The organism is Staphylococcus sp. GDY8P57P (assembly GCF_017892585.1).
Classification (GTDB): Bacteria; Bacillota; Bacilli; order Staphylococcales; family Staphylococcaceae; genus Staphylococcus; species Staphylococcus borealis.
In genome coordinates this window covers 1-700 of record NZ_JAESLK010000060.1, presented here as the reverse complement: position 1 = coordinate 700, position 700 = coordinate 1, and the positions used below count along the sequence as shown (strand labels likewise).

Sequence of the window (700 nt, the reverse complement as noted above, 5' to 3'; positions counted from 1 at the left end):
TGCGCAAGCTTTTGAATATTTAGACTGGTCGATATATTCACCGACTAAGGCATTCTTAGCTGTTCGAGCGAGTTCAATATCCGTAAACTTAAAGATCGCTTTTACTGCTTCTCTAAACGGTTTTGAATTCTTTTTTGGAATGGAACTGAAGATGTTTCTTAAAAAATGGACCTGGCATCTCTGCCAACTTGCGTTGGTAAATGACTTACGAATTGCAGACACTAGGCCTTTATGGGCATCAGAAATGATGAGTTCTGTCCCCTGTAGACCGCGTTCTTTTAAGTATTCAAAGAAGATGGACCATGTGTCATCACTTTCTTCATTTTGGATCATGAAGCCAATGATTTCACGATCACCACCTTCTGTTATCCCGATCGCAATATGGCAGCTTTTAGAAAGCACTCGATGGTCCTCACGGACTTTTATGTAGAGAACATCAGTCATCAGATAAGGATAACTCGTACCTGAGAGTGAACGGTTCTGCCATTCGTTGACCATCGGGTCTAACTGCTCAGTCAGGCTAGAAACAAAAGATTTCGATACCGATTTTCCACATAGCTCTTCAACAATCTTTGAAACTTTACGTGTCGAAACGCCTGAAACATACATCTCAAGCATTGAAGCGAGCAGTGCCTTTTCATTTCGCTGATAACGCTCAAACACCGTCGGTGAAAATTCACCATCACGTGTTCTGGGTACT

1 pseudogene is annotated in these 700 nt (G+C 41.9%); it reads right to left on the bottom strand.

The annotated features are described in order from the left end of the window. Positions 1-700, bottom strand: a pseudogene (locus tag KA878_RS13420) (IS256-like element ISEnfa4 family transposase); the annotation flags it as partial.